General features: G+C 74.5%; 11 protein-coding genes and 1 pseudogene. 6 read left to right on the top strand and 6 right to left on the bottom strand.

What is annotated here, in order from left to right; translation table 11 throughout:
- Nucleotides 1–19 precede the first annotated feature (19 nt).
- Nucleotides 20–2,227, top strand: a complete 2,208-nt coding sequence (locus OUY22_RS16265) for a heavy metal translocating P-type ATPase (protein ID WP_270155814.1) — start codon at nucleotides 20–22, stop codon at nucleotides 2,225–2,227.
- Between the two features lie 70 nt (nucleotides 2,228–2,297).
- Here the strand turns inward: OUY22_RS16265 and OUY22_RS16260 are convergent, their stop codons facing one another.
- Nucleotides 2,298–2,753, bottom strand: a complete 456-nt coding sequence (locus tag OUY22_RS16260) for a carboxymuconolactone decarboxylase family protein (protein ID WP_270155813.1) — start codon at nucleotides 2,751–2,753, stop codon at nucleotides 2,298–2,300.
- A 46-nt stretch (nucleotides 2,754–2,799) separates the two neighbouring features.
- On the opposite strand from OUY22_RS16260, the gene pdxR reads away from it, so the two are divergent.
- Nucleotides 2,800–4,227 carry a MocR-like pyridoxine biosynthesis transcription factor PdxR gene (gene pdxR / locus OUY22_RS16255; RefSeq protein WP_270155812.1) on the top strand — a complete coding sequence of 476 codons (1,428 nt, stop codon included), beginning with the start codon at nucleotides 2,800–2,802 and terminating at the stop codon, nucleotides 4,225–4,227.
- On the opposite strand, the gene OUY22_RS16250 is transcribed toward pdxR, so the two are convergent.
- Nucleotides 4,180–4,704 (bottom strand): universal stress protein, encoded by a 525-nt coding sequence (locus OUY22_RS16250; RefSeq protein WP_270155811.1) that lies wholly within the window; start codon nucleotides 4,702–4,704, stop codon nucleotides 4,180–4,182. The genes pdxR and OUY22_RS16250 overlap by 48 nt on opposite strands.
- Before the next feature lie 162 nt (nucleotides 4,705–4,866).
- On the opposite strand from OUY22_RS16250, the gene OUY22_RS16245 reads away from it, so the two are divergent.
- The 4 genes from OUY22_RS16245 to OUY22_RS16230 are packed head-to-tail and all read left to right on the top strand — an operon-like array spanning nucleotide 4,867 to nucleotide 9,497.
- Nucleotides 4,867–5,418 (top strand): MFS transporter, encoded by a 552-nt coding sequence (locus OUY22_RS16245; RefSeq protein WP_270155810.1) that lies wholly within the window; start codon nucleotides 4,867–4,869, stop codon nucleotides 5,416–5,418.
- Nucleotides 5,419–5,474: 56 nt separating this feature from the next.
- A complete protein-coding gene (locus tag OUY22_RS16240) occupies nucleotides 5,475–6,014 on the top strand; it encodes a copper chaperone PCu(A)C (protein ID WP_270155809.1) in 540 nt (179 codons plus the stop codon).
- A gap of 35 nt (nucleotides 6,015–6,049) precedes the next feature.
- Nucleotides 6,050–7,225, top strand: a complete 1,176-nt coding sequence (locus OUY22_RS16235) for a Dyp-type peroxidase (protein ID WP_333486689.1) — start codon at nucleotides 6,050–6,052, stop codon at nucleotides 7,223–7,225.
- Complete coding sequence (locus OUY22_RS16230) at nucleotides 7,218–9,497, top strand: xanthine dehydrogenase family protein molybdopterin-binding subunit (protein ID WP_270155807.1); 2,280 nt, start codon at nucleotides 7,218–7,220, stop codon at nucleotides 9,495–9,497. The genes OUY22_RS16235 and OUY22_RS16230 overlap by 8 nt, the downstream gene beginning before the upstream one ends.
- Before the next feature lie 16 nt (nucleotides 9,498–9,513).
- On the opposite strand, the gene OUY22_RS16225 is transcribed toward OUY22_RS16230, so the two are convergent.
- The 4 genes and pseudogenes from OUY22_RS16225 to OUY22_RS16210 all read right to left on the bottom strand — a co-directional run.
- Complete coding sequence (locus OUY22_RS16225) at nucleotides 9,514–10,719, bottom strand: ABC transporter permease (RefSeq protein WP_270155806.1); 1,206 nt, start codon at nucleotides 10,717–10,719, stop codon at nucleotides 9,514–9,516.
- A complete protein-coding gene (locus tag OUY22_RS16220) occupies nucleotides 10,719–11,390 on the bottom strand; it encodes an ABC transporter ATP-binding protein (RefSeq protein ID WP_270155805.1) in 672 nt (223 codons plus the stop codon). The genes OUY22_RS16225 and OUY22_RS16220 overlap by 1 nt, the downstream gene beginning before the upstream one ends.
- Nucleotides 11,387–12,511, bottom strand: a complete 1,125-nt coding sequence (locus tag OUY22_RS16215) for a peptidoglycan-binding protein (RefSeq protein ID WP_270155804.1) — start codon at nucleotides 12,509–12,511, stop codon at nucleotides 11,387–11,389. Before OUY22_RS16215 ends, OUY22_RS16220 begins: the two co-directional genes overlap by 4 nt.
- Nucleotides 12,511–12,856 (bottom strand): annotated as a pseudogene (locus OUY22_RS16210) (hypothetical protein); the annotation flags it as partial. The pseudogene OUY22_RS16210 and the gene OUY22_RS16215, both read right to left, overlap by 1 nt.

The following is a 12,856-nucleotide window of genomic DNA, read 5'->3' as shown; positions in this document are numbered from 1 at the left end:
GCCAGAGAGGAGAAAGGTGATGTCATCACTCACCGAGGACCGCGGCACCGCGGTCGAGCTCTCGATCGGCGGCATGACCTGCGCCTCCTGCGCGAACCGGATCGAGCGCAAGCTCAACAAGCTCGACGGCGTCACGGCGACCGTCAACTACGCGACCGAGAAGGCCAAGGTCAGCTTCCCTGCCGACCTGGACCCGCTGCTGCTGGTCCAGGAGGTGGAGAAGGCCGGCTACACGGCCGAGCTGCCCCGTACGCGGCCCGAGCCCGATGAGGAGCGGGAGAAGCCGGACAACAGCCTGCGCGACCGGCTGATCGTCGCGGTGGTGCTGAGCGTCCCGGTGGTGGCCATGGCCATGATCCCGGCACTGCAGTTCCGCTACTGGCAGTGGCTGTCGCTGGCGCTGGCGGGGCCGGTCGTGCTGTACGCGGGCTGGCCGTTCCACAAGGCGGCCTGGGCCAACCTGCGTCACGGCACCGCCACCATGGACACGCTGATCTCTATGGGCACGCTCGCGGCGTTCGGCTGGTCGCTGTGGGCGCTGTTCTTCGGCACGGCCGGGATGCCCGGCATGACGCACCCGTTCGAGCTGACGATCCAGCGCAGCGACGGCGCCGGCAACATCTATCTGGAGGCGGCGGCGGGGGTGACGGCGTTCATCCTGGCGGGGCGCTACTTCGAGACGCGGTCCAAGCGGCGGGCCGGGGCCGCGCTGCGCGCGCTGATGGAGCTGGGCGCCAAGGATGTGGAGCTGGCCGACGGCCGCCGGGTGCCGACCGGCCGGTTGCAGGCCGGCGACCGGTTCGTGGTGCGTCCGGGCGAGAAGATCGCCACCGACGGGGTGGTCGAGGAGGGCGCGTCCGCCGTGGACGCCTCGATGCTGACCGGAGAGTCCGTGCCGGTCGAGGTGGGGCCGGGCGACGCGGTGACGGGCGCGACGGTGAACGCGAGCGGCCGGCTGGTCGTCCGCGCCACCCGGGTCGGCGCCGACACCCAGCTCGCGCAGATGGCGAAGCTGGTGGAGGAGGCCCAGACGGGCAAGGCCCAGGTGCAGCGGCTCGCCGACCGCATCTCGGGCGTGTTCGTGCCGATCGTGATCGCGCTGGCCGTGGGCACGCTCGGGTTCTGGCTCGGTACGGGCAACGGCGCCGGAGCGGCGTTCACCGCGGCGGTGGCGGTGCTGATCATCGCCTGCCCGTGCGCGCTGGGCCTGGCGACGCCGACGGCGCTGCTGGTCGGCACCGGCAGGGGCGCCCAGCTCGGCATCCTGATCAAGGGTCCCGAGGTGCTGGAGTCCACCCGCGAGGTCGACACGATCGTGCTGGACAAGACCGGCACGGTCACCGAGGGCAAGATGAGCCTGGTCGGGATTCACCTGGCCGAGGGGGAGAGCCGTGAGGAGGTGCTCCGGCTCGCCGGCGCGCTGGAGCACGCCTCCGAGCACCCGATCGCCCAGGCGATCGCCCGGGAGGCGCGGTCGGACGCCACGGTGGAGGACTTCGCCAACGTCGAAGGGCTCGGCGTGCAGGGCGTCGTGGACGGGCACGCGGTGCTGGTCGGCCGGCCCCGGCTGCTGGAGGAGTGGTCCCAGCGCCTGCCCGCCGGCCTGGCGCGCGCGCTGGCCGACGAGCAGGCCAAGGGGCACACCGCGGTCGCGGTCGGCTGGGACGGCGAGGCGCGCGCCGTGCTGGTGGTGGCCGACGTGGTCAAGCCCACCAGCAAGGAGGCCATCGAGCGGCTGCGTGCGCTCGGGCTCACGCCGGTGCTGCTGACCGGCGACAACGAGGCGGTCGCCAGGACCGTCGCGGCCAAGGTCGGCATCGACGAGGTGATCGCCGAGGTGCTGCCCGCCGACAAGGTGGCCGTGGTCAAGCGGCTGCAGGGCCAGGGCAAGGTCGTGGCGATGGTGGGCGACGGGGTCAACGACGCGGCCGCGCTCGCGCAGGCCGACCTGGGGCTGGCCATGGGCACCGGCACCGACGCGGCCATCCAGGCGTCCGACCTGACGCTGGTCCGCGGCGACCTGCGGGTGGCGGCCGACGCCCTGCGCCTGTCGCGCAGGACGCTCGCCACCATCAAGGGCAACCTGTTCTGGGCGTTCGCCTACAACGTGGCCGCGCTGCCGCTGGCCGCGATGGGGCTGCTCAACCCGATGATCGCGGGGGCCGCGATGGCGTTCTCCAGCGTGTTCGTGGTGAGCAACAGCCTGCGGCTGCGCGCGTTCAAGTAGCCCGTTCAAGCAGCCCGTTCAAGCAGCCCGTTCATGCAGCCCGTTCATGCAGCCCGTGCAGGCGGCCCGTTCAGGTGGTCGGCTTGAACGACTCGGGCGTCATCCGGGTGGCGACGCCCATCCGGTTCCAGGCGTTGATGGTGGCCACGGCCACGATCAACGCCGCCAGCTCCGGCTCGGTGAAGCAGTCCGCGGCCCGGCGCCACACCTCGTCGGTCACGTCGTGGGTGGACAGCCGGGTGGCGGCCTCGGTGAAGGCCAGGGCGGCACGCTCCTGCTCGGTGAAGAACGGCGCCTCACGCCAGACGGCCACCGCGTGCAGGCGGGCGTCGCTCTCCCCTGCCGCCTTGGCGTCGGCGCTGTGCGTGTCCACGCAGTAGACACAGCCGTTGATCTGGCTGGCCCGCAGCCGGACCAGTTCCAGCAGCGGCTCGGGCAGGGTGCTGGCGCGCACGAACCGGTCGAGTCCCGCCATGGCCTTGTACGCGTCACCGGCGAGGGCGCCGAGATTCATTCGTTCCGTCATGCCGCCACGCTAGATCCAGACTTGTCCCAAGATAAGCTCCAATTCTTTGCGAGGTGATTGGGCCAAGATGGACGTGCACGTCTCCCTGACCGGGCGCGGTGACCTGGCCGCGCAGATCTACCGCCAGCTCCTCGACGCCATCCTGGACGGACGGCTCCGCTCCGGCGAGCGGCTGCCGCCGACCAGGGAGCTGGCCCACCGCCTGCGGGTCTCCAGGAACACGGTCGCCGTCGCCTACGACCGCCTGGTCGCCGACGGGTTCCTGATCGGGCGCGCGGGCGCGGGCACCTTCGTCTCCGGTGAGCCGGTGCGCGGCCGGGCCGCGCCGAAGGGCGTGGTCCGCCCCCGGCCCGTGTGGTCCACGATCCCCGAGCCCGCGCCCCGGCCGGGCCCGGTCCCGTACGACTTCCGCGCGGGCGTCCCCGACCGCCGGCTGTTCCCGATCGCCACCTGGCGCAGGCTGGTGGCCGGTGAGCTGCGGCGCGCCCCCGCGGGGTACGGCGACCCGTCCGGGCACGAGGGCCTGCGGGAGGCGATCGCCCGGCACCTCGGCGTCAGCCGTTCCGTACGGGCGAGCGCCGCGGACGTGCTGATCACCAGCGGCGCGCAGCAGGCGCTCGACCTGGTGGGCCGGGTGCTGATCGAGCCGGGCGCCTGCGTGGCCGTCGAGGAGCCGGGTTACCCGCCGGCGAGGGAGCTGTTCCGTTCGCTCGGCGCACGGGTGATCGGCGTGCCCGTGGACGGGGAGGGCCTCGACGTGACGGCCATCCCGGACGCGGCCCGGCTGGTCTACGTGACGCCGTCGCACCAGTTCCCGCTGGGCACGCCCATGTCCCTGGCGCGCAGGGCCACGCTGCTGGCCTGGGCGGAGCGGCGGCAGGCGGTGGTGATCGAGGACGACTACGACAGCGAGTTCCGCTTCGGCGACCGCCCGCTGGAGCCGCTGCAGAGCCTGGATCGGGCCGGTCGGGTCGTCTACGTCGGCTCGTTCTCCAAGACGCTGCTGCCGATGCTCCGGCTCGGGTTCCTCATCGCGCCGGCCTCGCTGGGCCCCGCGCTGCGCGCCGCCAAGCGGCTGGCGGACTGGCACGGCGAACTGCCGACGCAGGCGGCGCTGGCCCGCTTCATCGACGAGGGCCTGCTCGCCCGGCACATCAGGAAGGCCACCCGGGTCTACGCGGCGCGGCACGCGATGATCGCCGACGCCCTGGCGCGGGACGACCGGCTGCGCCCCGTCCCGTCCGCCGCGGGCCTGCACCTGTGCGCGCGGCTCGCGCCTGGGCTGTCGGTACGGGAGCGCGACGGGCTGCGCGTCGAGCGGCTGGAGGCGTACTGCGGGGAGACCCCGGCGCAGTTGGGGCTGGTGATCGGCTACGGCGCGATCCACGAGGAGGCCGTGCCCGCCGGTCTGCGCCTGCTGCGCGCGTCAGTCGTGCCCGCGGCTCCGGAACCGGCGCGTACGATCCTCCTCTGACAGCTCCGGGGCGTCCGGCGGCGTGGGCTGCTGCACGATCACCACCGTCGTCTTGGCGTGACGCGCGCAGTACATGCTGGTCGAGGGCAGGAAGATGCGGCTGAACAGGCCGCGCCGGCTGCGGCCGAGCACCAGCAGGTCGCCCTCGCGGGCCAGGTCGACGAGGTGGTAACCGGGATCGCCGACCCTGGACACCATGACCGTGCACAGGTCCTCGGGGAGCCCGCCGGCCACGTCGTCGAACACGCCGGCGATCAGCTCGTTGCAGCGGGCCTCCTCACCCGAGCGGATGGCGTGCTGCACGGGCAGCGCCTCGGGGAACGGGTGCACCGGCGCCCTGCTGACGTGAACCGCGACGAGGGCCATGCGCCGCAGCCTGGCCGTGCCGATGGCCCAGGCCAGCGCCCAGCGCGCTGCCGGGGTCTCGTCCACTCCCACGATGAGCCGCGCGCCGCCGGGCAGGTCCTGATCCACCACGCGCCTCCCTTACCGAGGTACGTACCATAGTGCGCCTTTCGGCTAGTAACCGGGAGGTATGAGTTTCGGACCAGGGCACCTCGACCGGCAACCCCTGCGGCCGATTCGGGGCTCCGACTCCGCGGAGAGGGCGAGGGGGTCGTGTGCGATTATGGCCGCATCGTGCCGTCCAGTTTGTCCTTCCGCCTCCTCCGCACCGCGGCCTTCGCCGTGGTGTGCCTGGGTCTGGGCATGGTGGCTCACGTCTTCGCGGGCGGGAGTGTGCGGGGGCCCGCCATGGTGGCCGGGTTCTTCGTGGCCGCCGGTGGCGCGTACCTGTCCGCTGGGCGGGAGCGGGGCCCGCGGGCGATCCTGACGCTGCTGGGCGGGCTGCAGCTCGTCCTCCACCTGCTGTTCTCGCTCTCCCACGCCGGCTCCCCCGCCGAGTCGGTCGCGCACGCGGCGCACCCGTCGTCCGGGCTGGTGCCGGAGCTGGGGATGCTCGTCGCCCACGGCTGGGCGGTCGCGCTGACCGCGCTCTGGCTGGCCCGTGGGGAGGCCGCGCTCTGGGGGCTGCTGCGCCGCCTGGCCGCGCGGCTCGTCGCCGTGCTGCTGCCGGTCCCGGCGACGCCGTTCCTGTCGCTGCCCTACGCCGAGCCGCCGGTGCTGCGCTCGGCGATCCTCCGGCACGCCGTCACCGGTCGCGGGCCGCCCGCGGTCATCGGAAACCGCTGATCCTTTTCCGATGACCGACGCCCCCGGCAGCCGCCGCGGGCGCAGGAAGGCATGCCATGAAGATCCGTACCACCCTGTTCGCCGCCGCCGCGGTGCTCCTCGCCGGCTGCGGCGCCACCACGCCCGCCACCACGCCCGCCACCACGCCCGCCGCCGACCCCGCCCCGGGCGCGAGCGCCCAGGCCGCCGTCCCCGCCCGGGCGCTGACCATCACCGACCCCTGGGTGAAGGCGGTGGAGAAGGGGATGACCGCCGCGTTCGGCACCCTCGTCAACCACACCGACAGCCCGATCACCGTCACCGGTGCCGCCTCGCCGCTGTCGCCGAGGATCGAGCTGCACGAGGTGGTCGAGTCCGACAACAAGATGATCATGCAGCCGAAGGACGGCGGGTTCGTCGTCCCGGCGCGCGGCAGCCACGAGCTCAAGCCCGGCGGCGACCACATCATGCTGATGGGCGTCGAGGAAGAGGTGCGGCCCGGCGCGGAGATCCCGTTCACGCTCACGGTCGAGGGCGGGGCCACGCTGGAGTTCACCGCCGTCGGCAAGGACTTCGCCGGGGCGAAGGAGGACTACCAGCCCGGCATGGACCACTGATGGGCGCGTCCGGGATCTCGCGCCGGGGATTGTTCATGGCCGGCGCCGTCACAGCGGCGGGCACGGTGGCCGGCACAGTGGCGGGTGCGGTGGAGACCGCCGGCGCCTCCGCCCCTCCGGACCCGTCCGGCGCCGCCGTCGAGCCGTTCCACGGCGTCCACCAGGCCGGGGTCGCCACCACCCCGCAGGCGTACGCCGTGTTCGTCGCGTTCGACCTCAAGCCGGGCACCGGCCTGGAGCCGATCAGCCGGCTCATGCGGCTGCTGACCGACGACGCGCGCCGGCTCGCCCAGGGCCGGGGCGCGCTCGCCGACACCGAGCCGGAACTGGCCGTCTCCCCCGCCAGGCTGACGGTCACGTTCGGGTTCGGTCCCGGCCTGTTCGAGGCGGCCGGGGTGGAGTCGCCGGTCCGGCAGTTGCCCGCGTTCGAGACCGACAAACTGCAGGACCGCTGGTCCGGCGGCGACCTGCTGGCGCAGATCTGCGCCGACGATCCGCTGACCGTCGCGCACGCGCTGCGGATGCTGGTCAAGGACGCGCGCGCGTTCGCCCGGGTGCGCTGGACGCAGCGCGGGTTCCGCCGCGCCGCGCACGTCCAGCCCGACGGCTCCACCCAGCGCAACCTGATGGGCCAGCTCGACGGCACGGTCAACCCCACCGACCTGGACCGCGCGGTCTGGCTCGGCCAGGGCCCGCTGCGCGGCGGCACCACGCTGGTGCTGCGCCGGATCCGCATGGACCTGGAGTCATGGGACGAGCTGGACAGGACCGGCAGGGAGTTCACCATCGGCCGCAGGCTGAGCGACGGCGCGCCGCTCACCGGGACGGCCGAGCACGACGAGCCCGACTTCGGCCGGCTCAACCGGCTCGGCTTCCCCGTCATCTCCGAGTACGCGCACATCAGACGGGCCCGGGTGGACGATCCCGGCGCCCGCATCCTGCGCCGCCCGTACAACTACGACGACGGCCTGGCCCGGGACGGCACTCCCGACTCGGGGCTGCTGTTCGCCTCCTACCAGGCGGACGTGGACCAGCAGTTCGTCCCGGTGCAGCGGCGGCTGGACCAGGGCGACCTGCTCAACGCGTGGGTCACCGCGATCGGCTCGGCGGTGTTCGCCATCCCGCCGGGGTGCGGCCCCGGCGGCTGGATCGGGGAGACACTGCTCGTGGACGGGACGGGCGAGGCCGATCAGAATCGAGGTCATGGCTGACAGCGGGTACGTAGGATCTCGGACTCCCCGGGTCGAGGACGCCCGGCTGCTGGCGGGCCGCGGCCGGTACGTCGGCGCGACCAGGCTGCCCGGCACGGCGTACGCGGCCGTGATGCGCAGCCCGGTCGCGCACGGGCGGCTGACCAGGTGCGACGCCGGGGCGGCGCGCGCCTCGGCCGGGGTGCTCGACGTCATCACCCCGGCGGACGCGGCCGGGCTCCGGCTCCCCTGCGCGGGGCTGGCGCCCGGCCAGCTGGTCGACTCCTACCCCGTGCTGGACGAGACGGTCCGCTACGCGGGGCAGCCGGTCGCGCTCGTCGTGGCCGCCACCCCCGAGGCCGCCGAGGACGCGGCCGGCCTGGTGGACCTGGACTTCACCGCACTGCCCGCCGTGGTCGGGGTGGAGCGGGCGCTGGCCGCCGGCGCGCCGCTCCTCTACCCGGAGTGGGGCGCCAACGTCGCCGCCGACTTCGCGCTGGGCGACGACTGCGAGGCCGCCATCGCGGGCGCCGACCTGGTGGTCGACCTGACGTTCACGTTCGGCAGGGTCTCCCCGTACCCGATGGAGACGCGCGGCGTGGTGGCCGCCTACGACGGCGCGGAGCTGACGATCCGGCTGTCCACGCAGGCCGCCCACCAGGCGCGCGAGCACGCGGCGGACGCGCTCGGGCTGTCGCACGACCGGGTACGGGTGATCGGCGCGGACGTCGGCGGCGGGTTCGGCGGCAAGGAGCACGTCTACCCGGACGAGCTGCTGGTGTGCCTGGCCGCGATGCGCCTGGGCCGTCCGGTGAGCTGGGCCGAGTCGCCCGGCGACCGGCTGGTGGCCACGCTGCCGTCGCGGGCCGCGGTGCACCGGGGGCGGCTGGCGCTGGACTCCGGCGGGCGGTTCGTGGCGCTGCACGCCGACATCGCCGGCGACCTGGGCGCGCACCCGTCGAACGTGGGCCCGGGGCCGTTCGCGGTGACGGCGATGATGCTGCCGGGGCCGTACCGGTTCGACCAGGCGGGGGCGCGGGTGCGCGGCGTGGTGACCACGACCACGCCGACCGGCTCGTACCGCGGCTACGGCCAGCCGGAGGCGGCCTGGACGCGGGAGCGGCTGGTGGACGAGGCGGCCCGCAGGCTCGGCGCCGACCCGGTGGAGCTGCGGCTGCGCAACCTGCTCACGCCGGAGGACCTGCCGTGCGGGAACCGGGTCTGGCAGACGTACGACTCGGGCGACTACCCTCGCGCGCTGCGCACGCTGCGGGACCTGGTGTCGCCGCCGGTGCGCGACGACGGCCGCCGCCGCGGCGTCGGCTACTCCTGCCATGTGGAGATCACCGGCCTGGGCGCGTCGGCGGCGATGAAGGCGGCCGGCATCATGAGCGGCGGGTTCGAGTCGGCGCGGCTGCGGATGGAGCCGGACGGGTCGGTGGTGGTCGCCTCCGGGCTCGCCGGGATCGGCCAGGGCATCGAGACGGTGTTCGCGCAGATCGCCGCCGACCGGCTCGGGGTGCCGATCGACCGGGTACGGGTGACGCTGGGCGACACCGCGTCCACCCCGTACTCGCCGATCGGGTCCATCGCCAGCCGGGCGGCGGCGGTCGGCGGGGCGGCGCTGACGCGGGCCGCCGACCAGCTGCGCGCCAAGCTGCTGACGCTGGCCGCGCACCGGCTGGAGGCCTCCCCCGGCGACCTGGAACTGGTCGGCGGCGACGTGCGGGTGAAGGGCGACCCGCGGGCGTCGCTGCCGCTGCGTGAGCTGGCCACGTCGGCGTGGCGGGGCTGGGACCTGCCCGAGGGGGAGACGCCGGGACTGGAGGAGCGGGCCGTGTACGACCCGTCGGACTACACCTACGCCTACGGCGCGCAGGCGGCGGCGGTCGCCGTGGATGTGGACACGGGGGCGGTCGAGGTGGAGGGCTACTGGGTGGTCAACGACGCCGGGGTGCTGCTGAACCCGGAGATCGTCGAAGGTCAGATCAGGGGTGGGGTGGCGCAGGGCATCGGCATGGCGCTGACCGAGGAGGTCGTCTACTCCGAGGACGGGCAGCCGGTCGCCGACTACCTCCCGCCGACCGCGCGGGAGGTGCCGGACATCGTGGTCGCGTCGCTGGTGACGCCCTCGGCGGTGACGCCGGGCGGGATGAAGGGCGCGGGCGAGGCGGGCACGATCGGCCCGCCCGCCGCCATCGGGAACGCGGTGGCCGCCGCCCTGCCGGAGATCGCCGGCCGGGTCACCGACACGCCGCTGACGCCGGAGCGGGTCTGGACGCTGCTGCGGTGAAACCACCGGCGTGCCGTCAGTGTGCCGCCAGGGCCTCGGTCGGGGAGAGGCGGGCGGCGCGGACCGCCGGGTAGAGGCCGGCCACCGCGCCGATGACCAGCGTCGCGGCCAGGCCGCCCGCCGTGGCCTCGGCGGGGATCACGGACGGCCACTCCTCGTACGCGGCGTAGCCGACCGTGACGGCCGTTCCCGCGCACACGCCGCCCACCCCGCCGATCGCCGACAGCAGCAGCGACTCGGCGAGGAACTGGACGCGGATCTGCCCCCGGGTGGCGCCCAGCGAGCGGCGCAGCCCGATCTCGGCCCGCCGCTCCAGCACCGAGATGACCATGGTGTTGGCCACCCCGACCCCGCCGACGATCAGCGCCACCGCGCCGACGCCCAGCAGCAGGCCGGTGAACGCCTGGTCGGTGGCCTGCTTGGCGGCCAGCGCGTCCGACGGGCGGGAGACGTCGACCTCGTTGGGCGCCTCCGGGTTGCCGGTGGCGGCCAGCACGTCCCGTACCGCCTCCAGGTGCCGTTCGTCCGCCCGGGTGTAGAGGACGGTGGGGTGGCCGTCGAAGCCCAGTCGTTCCTCCGCGACGGGCCAGCCGACCAGGGCGGCGGTGTCCAGCTCCGCGGCGAGCGCGACCGGCTCCAGGACGCCGGTGACGGTGAACCGCTCCCCGCCGATCAGCACCTGCGTGCCGGGTCCGGCCGCGCCGACGCCGAGCCGTTCCGCCGCCGTCGAGCCGAGCACCACGGCCGGGTAGACCTGCGTGGCCGCGTTGAGCCAGGCGCCGTCGCGTAGCGTCGCCCCCACCGCGTCGAGCAGGTCGAGCCGGGCGGCGTAGGCGGTGATGCCGCCGGTCTGCGCCTCCGGGACCGCCTCGCTCCGGTACACCTTGGCGTCGGAGGCCGCCCCGATCGACGACACCGACAGCACCGGGCCGATGCGTTCGATCATCGCCTCGGCCTCCAGCGGCATCGTGGCCGTCTCGCCGGTGAGGGTCTGCCCGTTCGAGACGGTCAGCAGGTTGGTGCCCAGCGCGGACAGCTGCCGGTCCAGCTCGGCGCCGGACGAGGAGGAGATGCCGACCACGCCGACCATCGCCGCGATGCCGATGGCGATGCCGAGCGCCGACAGGAACGCCCGCGCCGGGCGGGTGCGCAGCCCCACCGCGCCGACCCTGAGGACGTCGGCCGGGCGCAGCCGGGGCGGGGCGAGATCCTGGCGGGCCATCACGCCGCCCCGACGAGGTCGGCGACGATCCGGCCGTCCCGCATCCGCACCTGGCGGGGCAGCGTCGCGGCGATCTCCCGGTCGTGCGTGATGATCAGTACGGTCGTGCCGGAGGCGTGCAGCCCGCGCAGGAGGTCCATCACCCCGGCGCCGGACACCGAGTCGAGCGCGCCGGTCGGCTCGTCGGCCAGGAGCAGCGGCGGGTCGCCCGCCACGGCCCTGGCGATGGCCACCCGCTGCCGCTCCCCGCCGGACAGCTCGTGCGGCTCGTGGTCCAGGCGGTGGCCGAGCCCCACCCGCTCCAGCGCGGCCCGCGCCAGGCGGCGCCGCCCGGCGGGCGGCAGGCCGCTGTAGAGCAGGCCGTCGGCCACGTTGTCGAGCGCGGGGACGTTCGCGGCCAGGTGGAACTGCTGGAACACGAACCCGATCCTGGTCCCCCGCAGCGCCGACAGCCGGTTGTCCGGCAGTGTCGCGACGTCGTACCCGTCGATCTCGACCGTCCCCGACGTGGGCCGGTCGAGCGTGCCGATGATGTTGAGCATGGTCGACTTGCCGGACCCGGACGGGCCGGCGATGGCCACCATCTCGCCGCGGCCGATCGCCAGCGACACGTCCGACAGCGCGGCGACGCCGCCCGGGTGGACCTTGCTCACGTGCGACAGTTCGATCATTTCGCCGTCCCCACCGTCATGCCCTCGGCCAGGCCCGCGCCGGTGATCTCCACCCGGCCGCCGGAGAACAGCCCGGTCTCGACCGGGACGTACCGGGTGGCGTCGCCCTCGACGACCTCCACGCCGAACCCGCCCTCGCCCAGCGCCACCAGGGCGGTGACCGGGACGGTGAGCACGTTCTCGCGTTCGTCGGCGGTGAACGCCACGTCCACCGCCGCCTGGTCGAGGCCCGCCGCCTTCTTGCCGGTGAGCGAGACGAGCGCCTCGACCTTGGTCTCGGGCTCCTGACCGCCCTCGCCGGGAACGATCACGGTGGCGACCTCGGTGACGCGGCCCGTGACCGCCGCGCCGCCGGGCAGCGTGACCGTCACCTCGGCGCCCTCCTTCGCCAGCCGCTGGTCCTCGGCGTCCAGCCGGACGGTGACGACCTTGGCGGTGCCGGTGTGGCCGAGCACCTTCTGGCCGGGCGCGGCGGGCCCGCCGAGCTCGGCGGTCAGCGTGTCCACCCGCACCCTGCCGTCGACGAACACCACCCGGCCCAGCTCGACCACCCCGGTCTCCGGCAGGCCGAGGTCGTCCTGCCACGCCATGACGGCCCGCGCCGTGGCCCAGGTGTAGGCGTCGTCGGCGGTGAACCCGTCGTAGCCGAGCTCGGCCAGGTTGCGTTCCAGGTTCTTCACGTCGCGGCCCGTCACGCCGGGCCGAAGGTCCCGGTACGCGGGCGCGCCCCCGTACAGGAGCACCACCGGATCGTCGTCGACCTTGTAGAGCGGCTCGCCACGGGTGATCACGTCCCCGCTGGCGGGCAGCCAGGTGACGGTGCCGCGCAGGCGGTTGACGGCCGAGGTGGCCGGGCCGTAGGCCAGCTCGCCGTCGGCCTCCAGCGTGTCCAGCAGGGTCTCCTCGGTGATCGTCGTGGTCGCCGGGGGCAGCGCGGCGGCGGGCCGCCCGGCCGGGGTCCTGTCGAGCAGGCCGAGACCGGCGGCGGCCACCGCGCCGGCCGTCACGGTGGCCAGCACGGTCGCCAGCACGGTGGCGCCCGCCGGCCAGACCCGCCGGCGGCGTCGCGGCCCGGGCGAGGCCGTCCCCGGCGCCTCCCCGTCGAGCATGGCCGCGTCCATCACTTGCTTCCCGGACCCGGCTTGTCCTTCTGGCACGTCCGCTGCGCGGCTTCGAAGTCGGGGTCGTCGCCGACGTCCTTGGTGATGTGGACCCTGCCTCCCTCGGGGTCGGGGAAGTCCTCCACGCCGTTTCGCCGCATGCAGGCGGCGATCTCGCGCAGCTCGCCGTCGCTCTCGGCGCGCGGGCGCCCGCCGGCGGGCGGCTGCCACTGCTCGCACGCCTTCTGGGCCTGCTCCAGCTTCTTCTCGGTGCCGGGGCCCAGCGTCATCCGTATGCCCTCGCCCGGCTTGGGGTCGGGCACGTCGACGCCGTTCTCGCGCATGCACTGCGCCCACTTCAGGCCG

It is taken from the genome of Nonomuraea corallina (assembly GCF_027620315.1).
GTDB classification, from domain to species: domain Bacteria; phylum Actinomycetota; class Actinomycetes; order Streptosporangiales; family Streptosporangiaceae; genus Nonomuraea; species Nonomuraea corallina.
The sequence above is the reverse complement of the archived record's forward strand: the minus strand, read 5'-3'. Positions and strand labels throughout refer to the sequence as shown.